The following is an 18,073-nucleotide window of genomic DNA, read 5'->3' as shown; positions in this document are numbered from 1 at the left end:
CTATGGCCGACGACACACCGAGGGCCGAAGAAACACCGAGCCGCGACGCACACCGGGACGCCGTCGCACGGGTGCGGGAGGCGTCCGGCTTCACCGTCCAGTTACCGGTACTCGGACGTGTACCCGTCCCACGTCCCGAACAGTTGGCGTTCTTCGCCGCGATCGGGCTCCTCGCGGCCGTCGAAATCATCGAATGGCCGGTTGCGCTGACCATCGCGGCCGGGCACATCCTGATCGCCGATCAGCACAACAGAGCTGTTCAGGAGATCGGGGAGGTCCTGGAAGCGGTGTGAACGCACACGATCAGGCAGGGCATGCCGGTGAGGTGAGCTGTGCGATGGCCACGATCGAGCACGCCGTCGCCTTCGACAGGCGCCACGTCCCGTTCGGTCCCGGTACGAAAATTGCCGGAAGGTTGTTCTGCTGAACCTGTCCGTTGATGGTGAGCTGCAGCTGAGCGCTGGCGCTCCCGTCACCGTTGTCGATCACGGGGTCCAGAACCTGTACCTGCGCACCAGCCTGCTGCGCGGCCGCGGCTACCTGAGCAAACAGATTCGGATCCTGCTCGGACCCTTCCACCATTGCGACCTTCTCCTCGACGGGCGTTGCAGGATCGAGTCCCCTCTCCATCAACTCGTTGAGCTCGGCCGCTGTGGGCAGTTCGAGTGGGGGCGACGTTTCGGCGGTCGACGTTGCCGATGTCGTGGTGGTGTTCGGTGGGGCGGGATCGTCCGACCCGCATGCGGACATGGTCAGCGCTGTGGCGATCGCCATTGCGGCCACCGTCATTCTTCGAAGCGACACTCGCTTACCCCTTCGCTGTGGGCTCTCGATGCGGGACGGTCTCACTATCGAGTGTGGGGGTTCGGCGGCCCCTTCGCCGTCGAAGCAACCGATTTCTCAGAGTTTTGCCACTATTGCCGCGCGCCGCGGCGTCTCGTCGTCGCCGCAGGGCTTCGTCGACGCGCGGGCAGCAGAGCGTCGACGGCATTGTTCACCGCGCTTTTCCCTTACGGTGGGAACATGGCTACCGTCTGGACGATCCCGATCGACATCACTTCTCGCTGGCTCGACTCCGCCGAGGTCCAGGCCTTTCTCGCGTCCAACGACCTGGACAACGCATCCCCCGACCCCCTCGTACGGTTCGCTCAGTTCTCCGACGTCACGAAGTCGCTGCAACGGAACATCGGGCACACCTATTCGTCGGTGCAGGGTGCGGCCACCGCGCTCTTCGACGGAATCGACGGTGGGGTGCCGGTTGCCCTGAAGCTGGCGGCGCTGCGTCTGATCCTTCGTGAGGTCTATCAGACCCGCCGCGCCCCGGAACCGTTTCCGAAAAGGGTGGGCGACGAGCTCGGGTCCTACGTCTACGCACTCCTCGACCCACGGAACCGGTCGGTCTTCTACGTCGGGAAGGGTCGGGGTACCCGGGTCTACGGCTACGTGTGGGAGGCGTTGGCCGTGGACGAGCACAGGAAGACGCTCGAAGACTCCGAGAAGGACGCCCCCGAGGTGACAGCGGCCACGATCGCCCGCATCCGGGAAATCTACGACTCCGGCCACGAGGTGGAGCACTACATCGTGGCGCACCGGCTGAACGCAACCGGTGACGTCGCGGAAGCCATCAGTGATGGGCTGATCGGGGCTCTCGGTCTGCTGGAAGGGTCCGTACTCACCAACCTCGCCGCTGGTGCCGGCGAGCACCGCGCCGTACCCGTCGACGACCTGGTGTTGCAGTACGCGGCTGAGCCCGTGCCCAACCTGCCGACACCCTGCGTGCTTCTCGAGGTGCCGCGCGCCGCCGAGCGCGGAGTGACCCCGGACGACATCTACGAGCGCGCCCGTGGACCGTGGGCGGCCGGTGCCGCCGTCCGCAACAGCGAGAACATCCCGGTGATCGTGTTCGCCGACAACATTGTTCGCGCCGCCTACCGGGCGAAATCGTGGTCCGGAGTCGCTCGGCCGGGTGACGCGCAGTTGTGGAAGCTCACCGGTGACGTCGACCCCGACCTCGAGGCACAGTTCGTGAACAAGCGGATCGTGCCCGCACAGGTCAATCTGAAAAAGTGGCCCTCACACGGGTGGGTGCCGCACCTCACCCAGGCCCGCCCCGGCCGTTGACCGCCAGAGTGGGTACTCGTTGCAGCTCTGCCGGGGTTGTGTCCGACACCGTGATCACCAGTCCGTACCGATCGGACTCGGGAATCGGCTGACCCCGGCGGAAGAACCGTAGTCGGTGGGGGTCGGCTGCCTCGGCTTCCATCGCCTCGCGGTCTTCGGGGGTCGGCTGACGGGCGATGGACGGGGTCGGCGCTTTCGCCACCTCCTGTATTGCGGCTGGAGTCGGTTCCTCGTCGTCCGGAACCGGGTCGGCGTCCAGAATCACCGCGGTCAGGCCGGGACGTACCAAGCTGGCCGCCACGATCGTCGAGGGCGTGGCGGTCTCGGTCGACACGGATTCGCCGCGGTGCAGCAGCCGCAGCACATCCCAGTTGTCCGCGCCCTCGACAAGGGTTTCGGCCTGCACCGGCGGCAGCACCTCGGCCGGGTCGGCGGTGCGGAGCGGCCACCGCGGGTACACCGGGGTCGGCCACACGTACCCGCCGTCACCGCGCCACTGCGGGGGATACGCGTCCGGCGCCTTCTCGGCGAGGACCCGTCGATGGCTGGCGTGCACGTCTGCTCTGCCGAGCCAAGGGGGTAGCAGTCCGTGGTCGCGTAGATGGGCGAAGGTGTCGGTGCGACCACCGCTGTACTCGAGGAGTTGCGGCGCGAGCGCCTCGGTGTGACCTCGCGCGGCCCACTCGCCGCACATGGCGACGCCATAGGCGACCAGGGCGGGGGTGAAACCTCGCCACATCGCCGTCGCGGGATGATTCTTCCAGCCGTACGACGGCCAGACGAGGGCCCGCAGGATCTGGAAGGTCTCGACGCGCTGCTTTCCGAGGCGCCGGTCGTCGAGCAGCTTCGCACTGCGCACGAAGCCGGAGTCGGGCACGAACGTCTGCATCCGCGAACCTTTCCGGGGCCGCGGCGCCGTCGGGCCCCTCTCGAACCAGACTCCCACAGGCGAGCGTTGCGTGCGCCGGAACGTATTCGGCCTCAGCTTCGCAACGTAAGTCGGTGCTCTGTGGTAAGTCTGACCCGACACCGGAGTGGGGAGCGAAGGAGGGTGGTTGCGTGTTCGTACTGCATCGTGCCGAGCGTTCGACCACCCTCGCCGCAGCGCTGGGCGATGTCCTCGCCACTCCACTTGCCGATCCGTTCGCGCGCGAGGTGATCGCGGTTCCCGCGAAGGGTGTGGAGCGCTGGCTGACGCAACGGCTCTCGGCGGTGCTGGGCGCGCGAGCAGACAACGGCGACGGTGTGGCCGCGAACATCGACTTCCCGTCCCCGACACGGCTGGTCGACGACGCACTCGCTGCGGCCACCGGCCTGTCCGCCGATGATGATCCGTGGAATCCCGCCCGACTGCTGTGGGTGCTGCTCGAGGTCGTCGACGGTTGCCTCGACGAACCCTGGTGCGCTGTCCTCTCGAAACACCTCGGGTCCGGCCTGTCGGCGCAAGGTCGAGACGATCACCGGCCGGGTCGCCGGTACGCCACGGCGTCGCACCTGGTGGAACTGTTCCGGAGTTATGCCGCCCAGCGGCCGGCGATGCTCGTCGGCTGGGCGGGTGGCCACGACATCGACGGAACCGGTGGGGCGCTCGACGAGGATCTCGTGTGGCAAGCCGAACTGTGGCGTCGACTACGGACACGCATCGGCGCCCCGAGCCCCGCGGAACGGCTCGACTCCGCCTGTTCCCGGCTGCGGGACGAGCCCGGGCTCGTGGATCTCCCGCAACGCCTCTCGCTGTTCGGGCCCACCCGCCTCGCCACCGACCAGATTGCAGTGCTTACTGCACTGGCCGCGCACCGCGACGTACACCTGTGGCTGCCGCACCCGAGTCCGGCCATGTGGGCCACTCTGACGACAACGCAGGAGGTGACTGCCCGCGCCGACGACCAGAGTGCGCTCGCCGTCCGTCACCCGCTCCTCTCGAGCCTGGCCCGTGACGTCCGCGAACTCGAAGCGCGCCTCGTGCGCCTCGACCTCGACGACGTCCACCACGACGCGCCACCGGGTCCGCAGACGCTACTGGGTCGCCTGCAAACCGACATCCGGGACGATCGGACACCGGTGCATGCCGGGATGGATCCCGACGACTCCGTGCAGGTGCACGCCTGTCACGGGCCGGCCCGCCAGGTCGAGGTCCTGCGTGAGTGCCTCCTTCATCTGTTCCAGGACGACCCCACCCTCGAACCCCGCGATGTCGTGGTGATGTGCCCCGACGTCGAGTCCTACGCACCGCTGATTCGTGCCGCATTCGGCCAGGACGTGCTCGGGCATCCCGGACACCGGCTGCGGGTACGTCTCGCCGATCGTGCTCTGCACCAGACCAATCCGGTGCTCGCGGTGGTCGCGACGCTGCTGGGGCTGGCCGATTCCCGCGTCACCGCCAGTCAGGTACTCGATCTCGCCGCCGCGGTCCCGGTGCGCAAGAAGTTTCGTTTCGACGACGACGATCTCGAACGTATCCGGGAATGGGCTACCACCACCGGTGCGCGGTGGGGGATCGGGCCACGTCAACGCGCGGCCTACGGCCTGGGTGACTTCCCGCAGAATACCTTCACGACGGCACTCGATCGGATTCTGCTGGGCGCCGCTGCCGACGAGTCGGACAGCGAATGGCTCGCGCTGGCCCTGCCCCTCGATGACGTCGACAGCAACGACATCGACCTCACCGGCAGGCTGGCCGAGTTCGTCGATCGCCTCGACGTCGCCCTGCGAGGACTCGGTGGGCCACAATCGGTGGCGGAGTGGTCGCGGGCGCTGGCCAGGGCTCTGGACCTCCTCGTGGAGGTGGGTGCGGCAGACGCCTGGCAGTCGGCGCAGGCGCGGCGCGAGTTGGGCGCCGCGATGGAACACGGGGGAGAGATGGTGCTGCGGCTGTCGGACGTGCGCGCCATGCTCGCCGGCAGGCTGGCGGGACGCCCCACACGGGCCAACTTCCGTACCGGCGAACTGACGGTGTGCACGATGGTGCCGATGCGGTCCGTCCCGCACCGTGTCGTCGTTCTCCTCGGGCTCGACGACGAGGTTTTTCCCCGTTCGGCAGGCGTGGACGGGGACAACGCTCTCGCCCGCAATCCTCTGCTCGGCGAACGTGATCCGCGCAGCGAGGATCGGCAACTCCTCCTCGACGCGGTGATGTCCGCCGGTGAGAAACTGTTGCTCTTCTACACGGGCGCCGACCCGGTCACCGGTATGGTGCGGCCGCCGGCGATCCCGTTGTCCGAGTTGCTCGACACGGTGGCCGTCACGCTCGGCGGCGACGCGTTGAGCCAGGTGATCACCCGTCATCCCCTGCAGCCGTTCGATGCGCGCAACTTCGAGCCCGAGCATCCGTTCAGCTTCGATCGTGTGGCCCTTGCCGGGGCTCGGGCGGCTCGGTCTCCCTCCGTGCCGAATCCGGCTTTCCTTCCGGACCCGCTGTCCGCGCCGCCGCCCGAAGACGTCGACCTGGCAGACCTCATCGCCTTCCTCGTACATCCCACGCAGGCGTTCCTCCGGCAACGGCTGGGTCTGCGCATTCCCGAGGTGGCTGAGGACATCGCCGACGCACTCGATATCGCGCCCGACCCCCTCGCGCGGTGGGATCTCGGACAACGGATGCTCGTCGCGCGGCTCGCCGGAACCGAGCCGGCCGATTTCCGCGCCGCCGAGTGGCGCCGCGGCACACTGCCGCCGTTCAAGCTGGGGGAGTCGGTGCTCGGGGCCATCGAACACGGTGTCGAGGCGCTCGTCGCCGTCAGCGCACCCGTCCATGTGGGCCGCGCGCAGACCGTGGATGTGGACGTCGACCTCGGCTCCGGCCGGCGTCTCACCGGGACCGTCGGCGGCGTCCACGGTTCGGTGATCGCGAACACCACCTATTCACGGCTCGGTCCGAAACATCGCCTCGCCGCGTGGGCGCAACTGCTGGCAGTCGCGGCGTCGTGCAAGGGCGGCGCATGGTCGGCCGTCACCACGGGCCGCGGCGCGTACAGCAGACCCGCGTGGCGTTCCACGATGACCGCTCCGACCGACGCCCTCGAGCAGCTCACTCGCCTCGTCGAACTCCGCGACCTCGGGTTGCATGCGCCGCTGCCGATCGCGACCGGCGCCTCGGCGGCCTATGCGGAGCGGCGGTACGGCGGAAGCAGCGTCGAGGATGCGATCGAGGCGGCGCGGCGGGAATGGAGCAGCGACTTCGGGGATGCCAAAGACCGTCACATCGTCTATGTTCACGGACCCTCGCCGAGTATCAACGTTCTCGGTGATTCGGTGGTGTTCGACGACTACGCCCGGAGACTGTGGGCGCCGCTGCTGGCGGCCGAGACATTGGCGCAGCCATGACCGACACCCGAGGCTTCGATCTGCTCGGACCGCTGCCGTCGGGCACGACCGTGCTCGAGGCCAGCGCTGGGACGGGGAAAACCTACGCGATCGTCGGACTCGCCGCCCGCTTCGTCGCCGAAGGTGGAATCGACCTCTCGCGACTCCTGCTGGTCACCTTCAGCCGCGCGGCAACCCAGGAACTGCGCGAGCGCACCCGGGAACGCTTCCGCAGTGCGGCAACCGAATTGGCCGATCCTCGGCAAGCTCTCCGCGGCGAGGACCAGGTCATCCGGCATCTGGCCGACGCCGACCCCGAGGAGGTGGCACTGCGACGTCGACGACTTCTCCAGGCTCTGTCCGACTTCGATGCGGCCACCATCGTGACCACCCACAGCTTCTGCCAGCGCATGCTCGACGGCCTCGGCATCGCCGGTGAGCGGGACCCCGACGCGGTGCTAGTCGAGGCCGCCGACGACCTCGTCACCGAGGTGATCGACGACCTCTACCTCAGCGCCTACAGCCGCGCCGAGTCCGCACCGTTCACCCCGGCGGAGGCCACCGCCGCCGCACGGGCCGCCATCTTCGATCCCCAGGCCGTGCTCGCACCGGAAGACGCGCGCGGCACCCCCGCAGGCGAACGGGTTGCGTTCGCCGAGGCGGTGCGTGCCGAGGTGGAATGTCGCAAACGCGCTGTGGGACTGCGTGACTTCGACGATCTGCCGGCACTTCTCCATCGCGTGCTCACCCATCCCGAACACGGTGAGGCCGCCTGCCGGCGAGTGCGGGACCGGTACGACGTCGTCCTCGTCGACGAGTTCCAGGACACCGATCCGCTGCAATGGGACATCCTCGGTAGAACGTTCCACGGGGGCGGTCAGGCTTCTCGGCACCGCGCGGGAACGTTGGTGCTCGTCGGTGATCCGAAGCAGGCGATCTATGCGTTCCGTGGAGCCGAGGTACTCAGCTACCTCGACGCAGTCCAGTCGGCCGACAGTCACGAAGAACTTGTCACCAACTGGCGCAGCGATCAGGAACTGCTCGACGCACTGGAGTACCTCCACGGAGGAGCGGCCCTCGGCCATCCCGACATCGTGGTGCACCGGGTGGACGGCGCCCGGCCGAAGTCGCGGCACACCGGGTCGGCACCGCTGCGTCTGCGTTACCTGCCTCGCACCGGCGCGGGTGCGATCAACAAATCGGGCTACCCCGCCGTCGGTCCGCTGCGCAACCGGGTAGCCGCCGACCTCGCAGCAGACATCGTCCGCACCCTCGACGGCGGTGTCACACTCGACATCGGCGGCGTGTCCCGGGCGGTTCAACCGGGCGACATCGCCGTTCTGGTGCGGACCAACGCGCAGATCACGCTGGTGCACGATGCCCTCGACCGCGCCGGGGTCCCGTCGGTCCTCGCAGGCGGAGCCAGTGTGTTCACCACACCCGCTGCGCAGCACTGGCTGTGGGTTCTGCAGGCACTCGAGCAACCGCACCGTTCCGATCGCGTCCGGCTCGCCGCCCTCACACCGTTGCTCGGACACACCGCGGAGGAACTCGATGCCCGCGGTGACGACATCGTCGCCGAAGTCGGTGGGTTGCTGCGTGAACTCGCCTCGGTGTTCGCGCTGTCAGGTTTCGCGGCCCTCTTCGAACGCCTCGCGGCGATAAAAGGGCTCGAGGCGCGGCTGCTCGCCGTCTCCGCCGGAGAGCGCGCCCTCACTGATCTCCGCCACGTGGCGCAGTTACTCAACGGCGCCGCCGTGGAGCAGTCCCTCGGACTCACCGCCATCACCCGGTGGCTCACCGAACGGATGAAGGACCCGTCGTCCGGCGGCGTCGACCGCAGCCGGCGTCTCGACAGCGACGCCGCGGCAGTGCAGATCGCCACCGTCCACGCCAGTAAGGGTCTCGAGTTCCCCCTCGTCTACCTGCCCTACGCGTGGGATGCTGCGAAGAATCCGAAACCGAACAAGCTGCTGCTGCACGACGAGAACGGGCGGCGCATCCTCGATGTCGGAGGCCCGAACAGTCCGGGCTATGCGGAACGTAAAAGCAGGCACGACGCGGAAGAAGCGGGCGAGGAGCTTCGCCTGCTGTATGTTGCGCTCACCCGGGCGATGTGCGGACTCGTGCTGTGGTGGGCGCCCGCGTTCTCGACGGCGGGTGCGCCCCTGCACCGGATGATCCTCGGCCGCACGCCGGGACAGCGCGACGTGCCACAGAAAGCGAACGTTCCGGAAGACCCGGTCGTCGCCGATCGATTGTCGGCCTGGGGTGCCGGCGGCCCCGACACCGTGCACGTCGAGCCCGTCGGCTCAGAGGCGGTGCCACCCGCGCAGTGGTCACCGCCCAAAGAGACGGGTGGTGACCTCGAGGTCGCCCGGTTCCAGCGCCTTCTCGACACTCGGTGGCGGCGAACCTCGTACTCGGCGTTGACTGCGTCCGCGCACGAAAGCCCGGCAGTGGGCAGTGAAGCGGAGGTCGATGTCAAAGCGGACGAACCAGACGAGCCGCCGCTGCACGCGCCGGAAGACGGGGGCACCGGTATCGCCTCGACGATGAACGACCTCCCCGGCGGCGCGACGTTCGGAACCCTCGTCCACGCCGTGTTCGAAATCGTCGACACCACCGCCGCCGACCTCGAAGCCGAACTCGTGCGCTGCTGCAACGACGTGATCGCTTCGACCATGTCGGCGATCGATCCGGCGCGGCTCGCTGCCGCCCTGCTGCCCGTACTGCACACACCCCTCGGATCCGCGGCGACACGGACGCTCGCTGAGGTTGCGCCGGCAGACCTGCTCGCGGAACTCGAATTCGAGCTTCCCCTCGCCGGCGGAGACACACCCTCGATCACGGTGATGCTCGACGGCGTGGGCAGACTGTTGCGCACCCACCTTGCCGCCGACGATCCGCTGCGGCCGTACGCGGATGCCGTGACCACTCTGGAACCGACGCCGTTGCGTGGATACCTCACCGGCAGTATCGATGCCGTGATACGGCTGCCCGGCCCTCGCTACGTCGTCGTCGACTACAAGACGAATCGACTGGCGCAGGGTGAGCTGACCACCGCCCATTACACGCGGGAGCGGATGGCCACGGAAATGATCCGGTCGCACTATCCGCTTCAGGCGCTGTTGTATTCGGTTGCACTGCATCGCTATTTGCGGTGGCGTCAGCCCGGCTACGACCCAGCCCTACATCTCGCCGGCGTGCAATATCTGTTCGTCCGCGGAATGGTCGGGCCCGACACGCCGCCGGGATGCGGGGTCTTCGACTGGGCGCCCCCGGCCGCGCTGGTGACCGAACTGTCCGACCTGTTGTCCGGGATCGAGGCGACGCCATGACCGACGTCCGGGTAGCCCAGCGCGGCAAGGGTGTGCTGCGAATCTTCAACGAGGCAGGAGTGCTCGCGGCTGCGGATGTCCATGTGGCGCTGCGGTTGTCCGCTCTCGCCGGGGAGACGTCGCCGGACGTCTACCTGGCCACCGCCCTCGCGGTCCGGGCAGTGCGGGCCGGCTCTGTGTGCCTAGATCTGACTCGGCTTCGGGAAGTGACGGTCGACGAGGAGTCCGAGGTCGACCTGGACGATCTGCCGTGGCCGGACGACTCCACGGTCATCGAGGCGCTGCGCCGCAGCCCGCTCGTCGTCGGTGGACCGGCCGGACCGCTGCGACCGCTGCGACTGGTCGACACCGCTGAAGGCGAATTGCTCTACCTCGACCGGTATTTCCGGCAGGAGCAGACGATCCGCCGCGTCCTCGACCAGCGCGTTTCCGGGCACCCCGTCGTCGACGAGGCATCACTACGCCGCGGGTTGGACTCTCTGTTCCGGGATCAGAACGATCCGGCCGGCTCCTCGGCCCCGCCGGATCGGCAACGGATCGCGGCCGCTGTCGCCGCGACCCACTGGACCTCGGTGATCGTGGGAGGACCGGGTACCGGAAAAACACACACCGTGGCCCGCGTGCTGGCCCTGCTGTCAATGCAGACCGACCGACCACGACGCATCGCCCTCGCCGCACCCACGGGCAAGGCGGCGGCGCGGTTGCAGGAATCGGTGCGTGATCAGGCCGGCGAGCTGGGCTTGCCACCCGATCTGACAGCGATGACGCTGCACCGCATGCTGGGCTGGCAACGTGGACCGGGCAGCCGATTCCGCTACAACGCCGACAATCATGTGCCCTACGACGTGATCGTGGTGGACGAGACCTCGATGGTGTCGTTGACCATGATGTGCCGGCTCCTCGAGGCGCTTCGTCCTGACACACAACTCGTGCTCGTCGGCGACCCGGACCAGTTGACGTCCGTCGACGCGGGCGCGGTGCTGGCCGACCTGGTGGCTCGACCCATGTCGGGGAAGGAGAATCCGCTACTCGCACGTCTGGTCGGGAAGGACCTGAATGCGGCGGACGACCCGGACGAGGCTGCGCTGAGTGCGGCGGAACGGGATCGGCTGCGTGGGGGAGTCGTGCGGCTCAGCCGGGGCCGCCGTTTCGGCGGTGGCATCGCCCAACTCGCTGTCGCGGTGCGAGACGCGGACGAGGACCGCGTGATGGAGTTACTGCGCAGTGATGCCCCCGAGGTGTCGTTCCACGACGTCGACGATCTCGGGGCGCTGCGGAAGGACGTGGTCGACACTGCAGCGGGTGTCACCGAGGCCGCGTCGGGCGGCGACGCCTCGGCGGCACTGCAGCTTTCGGAGGCGCATCGCCTGCTCTGTGCGCACCGGGAGGGTCCGTACGGTGTCGCGTGGTGGGCGCGGCAGGCCATGGAGTGGATCGGTGAGGCTTCAGGGGAGCGGCTGGACCCGGAGCGTTGGTATCCCGGTCAGCCGCTTCTGGTCACGGCCAACGATCACGAGACGCGCATTTACAACGGTGACACCGGGGTGATCGTGCGACGCGCCGATGACGAGCTCGTTGCCGCCTTCGCGCGCGGCAACGAACCGTTTCTTCTGCATCCCACGCACCTGTCGGCGGTGCAGACCGTCTACGCGATGACGATTCACCGCAGTCAGGGCAGTCAGTACGACACGGTGTCCGTGGTGCTACCGGGAGCGGAGTCGTCGCTGCTGACCCGGGAACTGCTGTACACGGCAATCACGCGGGCCCGTCGGCACGTGCGGATCATCGGGACGGAGGAGGCGGTGCGGGCGGGAGTGCAACGCCGGGTGCTGCGGGCGAGCGGGCTGCGGCGAACCTTCCGGTAGACCGGCTTTGCCGGGAGGTGACCATGACGGCGAGGGTCGCGCTCACGAACACGATCTGCAGGAGGGTGCGGGGCAGGAGTTCTTCGAACGGACCGGACGAAAGTCCTTCGGCCGCAGCGTACACATTCGCCGGGAACATCAGAATCAGCAGAAGGGTGAGGCATCCAGCCGCCGAACTCGCAGTTCGTCGTATCAGCAGTCCCGCAGCACCGGCCAATTCGAGCAGGCCGGTAATGGTAACCAGCAGCTCGGGATTCGGCAGGGCGGGCGGGACCATCGCGACGAGTTCGGCACGCAATCCGAAGAAGTGGGCGCCTCCCGTCAGTGCGAACATTGCCGCGAGTCCGCCCCGCAGCGCAACCGGCCACGGTCGCAGACGATCGATCCCCGCGGCGCCGGCGAGAAGGAGTGCCGCGGTGACGGCGACGAGGGTGATCAACGGCTCCATGGCTGTCTCCTCAACTGTGAGTGCTTGCTGTTGGTGTGGTGTGGGCCAGTCGATTGCGGGCCCGATTGCCTGCCGGTGTGACGGGAACGCGTGCGGTGAACCGCGCCAGCCCGAGCGCCGGGGCGCCGACATAGATCGACTCCGCGCGATCGACCGAATAGGTTTCGTGCCACACCCCCACTGCTCCCGGCGCCCGGCGGGCCCGTCGATTGAAGGCAGCCCAGGCAGGCCGGTGTCGGGCGTCGGGGTTGCTGGCGTAGGCGTACAGCTTGTCGGCCGAACTCCAGTACTGGATCAACGTGGGTCCGCGCCCCTCGATCACCAGGCGGTAACCCAGCAAACCCGAGTCGGTGTCCTGCGACAGTTCACGCAACATCTTCGGCATGGCGAGGAAGGCGGGCAGCCACAAATCCGGGCGCCACGGTCGGTTGATGGTCATCCCGATCAGGAAGAGCACCAGGTCACCGTCGTAGTGGTGGGTGGAACGGCCGGGTTCGATCGTCGACATCGGATGCCTCCCGAGATTGGATAGCTTCACTATCCAATAGTGGATAGTAAAGCTATCCAATGTCAAGGGGTAGGGGCATGTAAGTTGCCGGGATGCGCACTGCGCAGCCCGGTCGTGAGGTCGCGGATGGGGACTACGGGGACGGAGCGGGAGGCGTTACCGGGACGACGGAGGCGAGCGCGCGCTCGTGGGCGTCGGTGGACCAATTCGGGTCGGTCGTGATGTCGAGGTCACCGACGATTCGGCCGAAGATGTCGATGCCCGTGCTGTACAGGACCATGGCGTTGCGCTGCGAGTCCGTAAAATTCGTGTCCGTGAGGTTGGCGTCGCTCAGATTCGCGTACGACAGGTTCGCCGCCGTGAAGTTTGTGCCGGCGAGATTGGCGAACGTCAGGTTTGCGCCTGACAGGTCGGCGAAACTCAGATTCATGCCCGCGAGATTCGCCCTGCTCAAATCGGCGCCGGGGCAGGTCGTGCGATGCTCGGGTGTCGGGTCGGCCACGATCGTGCAGCCGTTGATCTGGGTGTCTGCGGAGGCAGCGCCCACACCGCAGGTGAGCGCGACACCAGCGGCCACCGCCACCGCCACAGTTCCGAAATATGTCCTGCTCATGCCGGACCGCCCCCTCACCGATAAAACTCAACCGTCACCGCCGAACATAGTGCGGAGCGCACTGCCTCGCACGAGGAATGGTGACACCGGTTCGTCGTGCGAGGCGTTGCGAGACTGCGAGGTGTTGTGAGACACCCACGCACCCCTTCTCGGTAGACGCACCCGTTCTAGGGCCCGAAAAAGGGTGCGTGGGCGCAGAAGGGGTGCGTGTGTGGGTGCGGCGCCGTGGGATCGACGGTGCGTGGGTGGGTGCGGTGCCGTGGGATCGACTGCGCGGGCTTCTACGCACCGGGGAGCATCCGTGCGTCGATTGCCTCTGCGATGGTGTGCCAGATCCGGCTTGTCGGATCGATGACGGCGAAGTGATCGCCCGGCCCCTCGATCAGGGCGACGTCATCGGTGGTCGCCGCGGCGGCCGCGGAGTACTCCCTGCTCATTTCCAGCATGTCCGGTTCGTCCTCGAGGGCGCAGGCGACCACCTGTGGGATGCCGAGGGGGAGTCGGTCGATCGGCGATGACGCCTCGTACGTCTCGCGGTCCTCGGACCAGTGATTGCCGACGGCCATCGCCACGGCACCTTCGCCGAGGTGGCGATTGTCGGCAAGTCGCAGGTTGAGCACACCGGCGAGGCTGACGGCGAGCGCGAGGGGAACTGCTGGCGCATCGGCGGCGGCGCGAAGCGCGAGCTGAGCACCGGCCGAGTGGCCGAGTACGACGAGGCGGCTCGGGTCCACACCAGGAAGAGTCGATACGGCCGCAACGGCGGCGGCGACATCGGACGACATGTCCGCCCAGCGATGTTCGGTGTTCCGTCGATACTCGACGTTCCACGTGACATACCCGCGGGCGGTCAGATCGACCGCGAGGGCATCCATCAGGTCGAACTCCCACCGTGTGCGCCAGAACCCGCCGTGGATGAGTGCGACGGCGGGGAAGGGGCCGTTCCCGTCCGGGATTCGGAGTTCGGCGCGCTGATCCGGGTGGCTTCCGTACCGGATCAGCGTCCCGGGATGGAAGCGGTGGTGGTACCAGCTGTCGACGGCGTACCGCAGGCCGTCGAGTCCTCTGCCGCGAATGTGGGCGCGGACGCCCGCCGAGCGATCGGCGTCGCAGCCACCGAAGTCGACGCGGATCACGCCGCCTTTCGGGGGTGTGAAGGATTTCCCGGTACCGGGTACGACGATGAACTCGCCTCGCCTCGCCGCCGAAAGCGTGGCCCGCTCCAGCTCGGCGGTGTCCGTGGTGAACGTCAATTCGCCGGTCAGCCCGCGTGCACTCAGTGCCCGGTGCAGGAGCTCTTCCACGGTTCCGCGGTGTGCCACGACCCCGGGGGCGAAGACGACATCGACTCGGCGAGTGGGTGCATTCACGGATCCACCGTACTTTCCGATAATGACATCTGCCTAGCGGTCGCCACGATTATGTAATATGAAGGGCGAGGGCTCGGTACTCGAACACCAGCAGTGAGGACAGTCATGGGCGTGCAGGCCAACACCAGAGCCATCGAGAAAGACATCGTCACCGACTTCAGCGAGTGCATGAGCTATGGCTCGTACCTGGACCTCGACACCCTGTTGAGCGCCCAGAAGCCGGTGAGTCGCCCGGAGCACCACGACGAACTGCTGTTCATCATCCAGCACCAGACCACCGAACTCTGGCTGAAGCTCGTCCTTCACGAAACCCTCGCGGCGCGTACCTCTTTCGACGACGACGACATCGGTAAGGCGCTCAAGTGTGTGGCGCGCGTGAAGCACATCCAGAAGACGCTGACCGAACAGTGGTCGGTCCTCGCCACGCTGACGCCCACGGAGTACTCCGAGTTCCGCCAGTTCCTCGGCAATTCGTCCGGGTTCCAGTCGTACCAGTACCGCGCGGTCGAGTTCGTGCTCGGCAACAAGAACGCGGGAATGCTGAAGGTGTTCGAAGCGGATCCTGCCGCCCACGATCTGCTGGGGCGGCTCCTCACCGAGCCCAGTCTCTACGACGCGTTCTGGCAGTGCCTGTCGCGGCGGGGGTACGACGTGCCGGCATCCGCGCTGAATCGCGATGTGACCGCCGCCTACACACTCAACGAGGACTTGATGCCCCTGATCAAGTTCGTCTATGAGAACCACGACGACCACTGGGCCGTCTATGAGGCGTTCGAGGAGTTCGTCGATCTCGAAGAGAACTTCCAACTGTGGCGCTTCCGGCACATGCGCACGGTGCTGCGCACCATCGGCATGAAAACCGGGACCGGAGGTTCGAGCGGAGTGGGATTTCTGCAGAAGGCACTGGAGCTGACATTCTTCCCGGAACTGCTGGCCGTGCGCACCGAGATCGGACGATGATGACCACGTCCACCGATGCGCTGACCACCCGCGCCGAGCACCTCGACGCCGCGGACCCGCTGCGTTCCTACCGTGACCTGTTCATCGGCGCCGATGATCCTGCGGTGGTGGCGTACCTCGACGGCAACTCGCTCGGACGGCCCACCCGGGCGAGTGCCGAGCGGATCAACTCCTTCGTCACCGGGGCCTGGGGTGGCCGGCTGATTCGCGGCTGGGACGAGGAGTGGTTCGAACTCCCGATCACCATCGGCGACACCCTCGCGCGGGTTGCGCTCGGAGCGGCCCGTGGGCAGACGACCATCGGTGATTCGACGACGGTCCTGCTGTACAAGCTTGCCCGCGGCGCCCTCGCGTTGCGGCCGGGGCGCACCGAGATCGTCGTGGACCGCGACAACTTCCCGACGGACCGGTACGTGCTGGAGTCCATTGCCGGAGAACTCGGGCTCACGTTGCGGTGGATCGAGTCGGATCGGCGCGGTGGCGTCAGCGTCGACGACCTGGAATCCGTCGTGTCGGAACACACGGCGCTCGTCGTTCTCAGCCATGTCGCATACCGCTCGGGTTACCTGGTGGACGCCGCCGGGGCCGCGTGCGTGACTCATGAGGCGGGCGCACTACTGCTGCTCGACCTGTGTCACTCGGTGGGGTCGGTTCCACTCGAGCTCGACAGCTGGGGTGTGGATCTGGCGGTCGGGTGTACCTACAAGTACCTCAACGGCGGGCCCGGGTCACCCGCGTTCGCGTACGTCCGAGCCGAGCACCAGGGGAAATTTGTTCAGCCGATCTGGGGTTGGATGGGTCGCGACAACCCGTTCGCGATGGCCCAGGGCTACGAACCGGCCCCCGGCATCCGTCGGGTGATCAGCGGAACGCCGTCGGTCCTCGGCATGCTCGCGATGCAGGACACTCTCGCACTGATCGACGAGGTCGGTATGGCGGCCATCCGGGCCAAGTCGGTGACCCTGACGGAGTACGCGCTCGAGCTCGTGCGAACGTTGCTGTTTCCGCTGGGCGTGGAGATCGGATCGCCGGAGGATCCTGCCGAGCGGGGTGGTCACGTCATCATCGATCACCCGCAGTTCGAGGCCGTCATCGAGAAGCTGTGGCGCAAGGGCGTCATCCCCGACTTTCGTGCCCCCCACGGGTTGCGTCTCGGCCTCAGCCCTCTGAGCACGAGCTTCTCCGAGGTGTGCGCCGGAATATTGGCGATCCGTAATGAACTCACCGCCTGAACCGGCAAGCGCGATCCTCGACGACTTCGATTCGCGGCCCGGCAGCGCGACGTCGCTGATCCGAACCGTCCTCGGCGCGTACGTGCGCGACCTCGGCGGGTGGGTGGCGATCGCCGACTTCGTCGGATTGATGCAGGCCGTGGGCATCCCGTCCGAATCGACGCGCATCGCGGTGACCCGCTTGAAGAAGAAGGGGGTGCTGCGGGCCCGCGTCTGCGACGGGCGGAACGGGTACGAGGTGACCGAGCAGGCGGAGGCGATGTTCCGCCGCGGCGATCCGCGGATCTTCGGCTTCCGTCAGATGGCGGAAGGCGACCCCTGGCGTCTGATCTCGTTCACCATTCCCGAAACGCAACGGGCCGCGCGACACCAGTTGCGCAGGCGGCTCGGGTGGATCGGGTGCGGAACGGTGTCACCGGGTCTGTGGATTGCCCCCGAATATCTTGCGGAGGAGGTGGGGGCCATCGTCGACGCGCTGGGTCTGTCCGCGTATGTGACTACCTTCGTGTCGACGTCGATGTTCGTGCCCGACTCGCAAGCGGATGCGGCAGCGAGGTGGTGGGATCTCGACGGCATTGCTGCTCGCCACCGGGACTTCCTGACCCGTCACCGCGCCGCTCTGTCGACGACAGAGGAGGTTTCACCGCGCGAGGCCTTCGTTCGTTTCGTTCCGCTGCTCGACGAATGGCGGATCATCCCGTACATCGACCCGGGACTCCCTGCCGGAATGTTGCCCGACGACTGGCCCGGCTCCGACAGTGTTCGCCTGTTCGCGTCGGCGCGGGACCGTTACCTCACCGGAAGCCGAGAGTGGGTGCGCAGCATCCAGTCCCGACTCCCGGCGTGAGGCGGCTATGCCAAAAATTCCTCACCGATGATCTTGGCCCATTCCTCGGCCTGGTCCTTGGGGCGGATGCTGCTCGAGCCGTCGTGCCGGCCGTGTTCGCCCACCTGGACGGCGCCGAGGGAGACGAGCTTCTCGGCGAGGATCTCGCCGCCCCGGTTGTAGGTGTCTTCGTAGACCTTGTCGCCGAGGCCGAAGAGCGCGAAGCGCAATCCGTTCAGGTCCGGTTCGTCCTCGTCGAGTCCCTCGAAGAAAGGTTCAGCGCCGGTGGGCAATTCACCCTCACCGTAGGTGGAGCACACGATGACGTGGAAGTTCTCCGGGTCGAGATCACCGGCGTCGTACTCCATCATGTCGTACAGGGACGTGTCGTCGTAGGTGCCGAGCACGTCGGCGAGATGATCGGCAACCAGTTCGGCGGTACCGCCCTCGCTACCGTACAGAATCACCACTGCCATGGTTCTTGCTTCTC

At 67.2% G+C, this 18,073-nt stretch carries 14 protein-coding genes and 1 pseudogene; 8 read left to right on the top strand and 7 right to left on the bottom strand.

The features are described from left to right. The first annotated feature begins 2 nt into the window (after positions 1-2). A complete protein-coding gene (locus L1080_RS16165) occupies positions 3-293 on the top strand; it encodes a hypothetical protein (RefSeq protein ID WP_250770525.1) in 291 nt (96 codons plus the stop codon). A 10-nt stretch (positions 294-303) separates the two neighbouring features. Here L1080_RS16165 and L1080_RS16160 read toward each other — a convergent pair whose 3' ends face one another. Beyond that, positions 304-774 (bottom strand): hypothetical protein, encoded by a 471-nt coding sequence (locus tag L1080_RS16160; RefSeq protein ID WP_284707852.1) that lies wholly within the window; start codon positions 772-774, stop codon positions 304-306. Positions 775-1,023: 249 nt separating this feature from the next. On the opposite strand from L1080_RS16160, the gene L1080_RS16155 reads away from it, so the two are divergent. Beyond that, positions 1,024-2,121, top strand: coding sequence for a GIY-YIG nuclease family protein (locus tag L1080_RS16155; RefSeq protein ID WP_250770522.1), 1,098 nt, complete (start codon positions 1,024-1,026; stop codon positions 2,119-2,121). Here the strand turns inward: L1080_RS16155 and L1080_RS16150 are convergent. Then, entirely contained in the window at positions 2,096-3,010 is a 915-nt protein-coding gene (locus L1080_RS16150; RefSeq protein WP_250770519.1) for an MSMEG_6728 family protein, read from the bottom strand. The genes L1080_RS16155 and L1080_RS16150 overlap by 26 nt on opposite strands. 170 nt (positions 3,011-3,180) lie before the next feature. On the opposite strand from L1080_RS16150, the gene recC reads away from it, so the two are divergent. From recC to recD, 3 genes are read left to right on the top strand one after another with little or no spacing between them, the layout of a single operon-like run. Then, positions 3,181-6,441, top strand: a complete 3,261-nt coding sequence (gene recC, locus L1080_RS16145; RefSeq protein ID WP_250770516.1) for an exodeoxyribonuclease V subunit gamma — start codon at positions 3,181-3,183, stop codon at positions 6,439-6,441. After that, entirely contained in the window at positions 6,438-9,761 is a 3,324-nt protein-coding gene (locus L1080_RS16140; protein ID WP_250770513.1) for a UvrD-helicase domain-containing protein, read from the top strand. The genes recC and L1080_RS16140 overlap by 4 nt, the downstream gene beginning before the upstream one ends. Next, positions 9,758-11,626 carry an exodeoxyribonuclease V subunit alpha gene (gene recD / locus L1080_RS16135; RefSeq protein ID WP_250770510.1) on the top strand — a complete coding sequence of 623 codons (1,869 nt, stop codon included), beginning with the start codon at positions 9,758-9,760 and terminating at the stop codon, positions 11,624-11,626. Before L1080_RS16140 ends, recD begins: the two co-directional genes overlap by 4 nt. On the opposite strand, the gene L1080_RS16130 is transcribed toward recD, so the two are convergent. The 4 genes and pseudogenes from L1080_RS16130 to L1080_RS16115 form a co-directional block, all read right to left on the bottom strand. Next, on the bottom strand, positions 11,544-12,074 hold the full coding sequence (locus L1080_RS16130) for a DoxX family protein (RefSeq protein ID WP_250770508.1): 531 nt from the start codon (positions 12,072-12,074) through the stop codon (positions 11,544-11,546). The genes recD and L1080_RS16130 overlap by 83 nt on opposite strands. 10 nt (positions 12,075-12,084) lie before the next feature. After that, positions 12,085-12,582, bottom strand: a complete 498-nt coding sequence (locus L1080_RS16125; RefSeq protein ID WP_250770505.1) for a DUF4188 domain-containing protein — start codon at positions 12,580-12,582, stop codon at positions 12,085-12,087. 133 nt (positions 12,583-12,715) lie between these two features. Continuing rightward, positions 12,716-13,195, bottom strand: coding sequence for a pentapeptide repeat-containing protein (locus tag L1080_RS16120; RefSeq protein WP_250770503.1), 480 nt, complete (start codon positions 13,193-13,195; stop codon positions 12,716-12,718). A gap of 446 nt (positions 13,196-13,641) precedes the next feature. Beyond that, positions 13,642-14,331 (bottom strand): annotated as a pseudogene (locus tag L1080_RS16115) (alpha/beta hydrolase family protein); the annotation flags it as partial. 339 nt (positions 14,332-14,670) lie between these two features. Between L1080_RS16115 and L1080_RS16110 the strand changes: the two are divergent. Genes L1080_RS16110 through L1080_RS16100 form a run of 3 tightly spaced genes read left to right on the top strand, consistent with a single transcriptional unit; the run spans position 14,671 to position 17,604 of the window. Continuing rightward, positions 14,671-15,525 (top strand): tryptophan 2,3-dioxygenase, encoded by an 855-nt coding sequence (locus tag L1080_RS16110; RefSeq protein ID WP_250770497.1) that lies wholly within the window; start codon positions 14,671-14,673, stop codon positions 15,523-15,525. Then, complete coding sequence (kynU, locus tag L1080_RS16105; protein ID WP_374433607.1) at positions 15,522-16,757, top strand: kynureninase; 1,236 nt, start codon at positions 15,522-15,524, stop codon at positions 16,755-16,757. The genes L1080_RS16110 and kynU overlap by 4 nt, the downstream gene beginning before the upstream one ends. After that, entirely contained in the window at positions 16,741-17,604 is an 864-nt protein-coding gene (locus tag L1080_RS16100) for a PaaX family transcriptional regulator (RefSeq protein WP_250770491.1), read from the top strand. The genes kynU and L1080_RS16100 overlap by 17 nt, the downstream gene beginning before the upstream one ends. Positions 17,605-17,609: 5 nt before the next feature. Here the strand turns inward: L1080_RS16100 and L1080_RS16095 are convergent, their stop codons facing one another. Beyond that, positions 17,610-18,059 carry a flavodoxin domain-containing protein gene (locus tag L1080_RS16095; RefSeq protein WP_250770489.1) on the bottom strand — a complete coding sequence of 150 codons (450 nt, stop codon included), beginning with the start codon at positions 18,057-18,059 and terminating at the stop codon, positions 17,610-17,612. Between the last annotated feature and the right edge of the window lie 14 nt (positions 18,060-18,073).

The organism is Rhodococcus sp. MSC1_016 (assembly GCF_023667485.2).
GTDB classification, from domain to species: domain Bacteria; phylum Actinomycetota; class Actinomycetes; order Mycobacteriales; family Mycobacteriaceae; genus Rhodococcus_F; species Rhodococcus_F oxybenzonivorans.
Note: the sequence above shows the minus strand (reverse complement) of the source record. Positions and strands in the feature narration are given on the sequence as shown.

Excerpts from the sequence above, each read along its gene's own strand:
- L1080_RS16120 (WP_250770503.1), bottom strand. The coding sequence starts at position 13,195 with ATGAGCAGGACATATTTCGGAACTGTGGCGGTGGCGGTGGCCGCTGGT.
- L1080_RS16100 (WP_250770491.1), top strand. The coding sequence starts at position 16,741 with ATGAACTCACCGCCTGAACCGGCAAGCGCGATCCTCGACGACTTCGAT.
- L1080_RS16110 (WP_250770497.1), top strand. The coding sequence starts at position 14,671 with ATGGGCGTGCAGGCCAACACCAGAGCCATCGAGAAAGACATCGTCACC.
- L1080_RS16095 (WP_250770489.1), bottom strand. The coding sequence starts at position 18,059 with ATGGCAGTGGTGATTCTGTACGGTAGCGAGGGCGGTACCGCCGAACTG.
- L1080_RS16140 (WP_250770513.1), top strand. The coding sequence starts at position 6,438 with ATGACCGACACCCGAGGCTTCGATCTGCTCGGACCGCTGCCGTCGGGC.
- L1080_RS16150 (WP_250770519.1), bottom strand. The coding sequence starts at position 3,010 with ATGCAGACGTTCGTGCCCGACTCCGGCTTCGTGCGCAGTGCGAAGCTG.
- L1080_RS16155 (WP_250770522.1), top strand. The coding sequence starts at position 1,024 with ATGGCTACCGTCTGGACGATCCCGATCGACATCACTTCTCGCTGGCTC.
- L1080_RS16125 (WP_250770505.1), bottom strand. The coding sequence starts at position 12,582 with ATGTCGACGATCGAACCCGGCCGTTCCACCCACCACTACGACGGTGAC.
- recD (WP_250770510.1), top strand. The coding sequence starts at position 9,758 with ATGACCGACGTCCGGGTAGCCCAGCGCGGCAAGGGTGTGCTGCGAATC.
- kynU (WP_374433607.1), top strand. The coding sequence starts at position 15,522 with ATGATGACCACGTCCACCGATGCGCTGACCACCCGCGCCGAGCACCTC.
- L1080_RS16165 (WP_250770525.1), top strand. The coding sequence starts at position 3 with ATGGCCGACGACACACCGAGGGCCGAAGAAACACCGAGCCGCGACGCA.
- L1080_RS16130 (WP_250770508.1), bottom strand. The coding sequence starts at position 12,074 with ATGGAGCCGTTGATCACCCTCGTCGCCGTCACCGCGGCACTCCTTCTC.
- L1080_RS16160 (WP_284707852.1), bottom strand. The coding sequence starts at position 774 with ATGGCGATCGCCACAGCGCTGACCATGTCCGCATGCGGGTCGGACGAT.